Raw genomic sequence first — 715 nt, forward strand, 5'->3', positions numbered from 1 at the left:
CCCCCGCCCCCGCCTCAGCCCTGCGCCCGCGGGCCCTCGGCGAGCTCCTCCGCGGTTAGGTCCAGGCTGGGGTGGCCGGGGGTGATGCCCGCCGCCAGCAGCTCGCGGTCCGCGCGCGCCTCGCGGTGCGCGCCGTCGCCGGCGTCCCCGCCGTGCGCGTGCCCGTCGCCGTGCGCGTGCCCGTCGCCGTGGTCGTGCCCGTCGCCGTGGTCGTGCCGGTGGGCGCCGGTGCGGGCCAGCTCCCGGTCGCCGGTGGCCTCCGCCACCAGGCGCTGGACCTGCTCCCACGCCGTCGCGCTGCCCTCCCCGGACACCCGGCCCGTGGCGCCGTCCACCAGCACGAAGTACGGCGAGCCGGGCACCTCGTAGCCCTCCCAGGCGCGCGTGGACATCACCACGTCCAGGCCCTCGGCGGCCAGCGCCCGCACCGCCGTGGCGCTCTCGCGCTCGGCGCCCTGGGTGACCACGACCAGCCGCGTGCCCACCGGCAGCCCCGCCCCGGCCGGGTCGCGGAAGCGGTCCCAGAAGCCCCGGCACGTCAGGCAGCCGCTGGACAGGAACGCCAGCAGCGTGTCCGGCCCGGCGCCCACCGCCACCTGCACGCCGTCGCCGTCGGGGGTGGCGCCGCTGACGGCGACGGCCGCCGCGCCGGTGACGCCGGCGGGGCCCACCACCCCCGGGCCCACCCCGGTGGACGTGCCGTTCGGGGTGGGCC

At 80.7% G+C, this 715-nt stretch carries 1 protein-coding gene; it reads right to left on the reverse strand.

The window, feature by feature from the left end:
- Positions 1-14 precede the first annotated feature (14 nt).
- A partial coding sequence (locus GTR00_RS22135; RefSeq protein ID WP_205706424.1) for a hypothetical protein occupies positions 15-715 on the reverse strand: 701 nt, incomplete at its 5' end.

This window comes from Kineococcus indalonis (assembly GCF_009906395.1).
GTDB classification, from domain to species: domain Bacteria; phylum Actinomycetota; class Actinomycetes; order Actinomycetales; family Kineococcaceae; genus Kineococcus; species Kineococcus indalonis.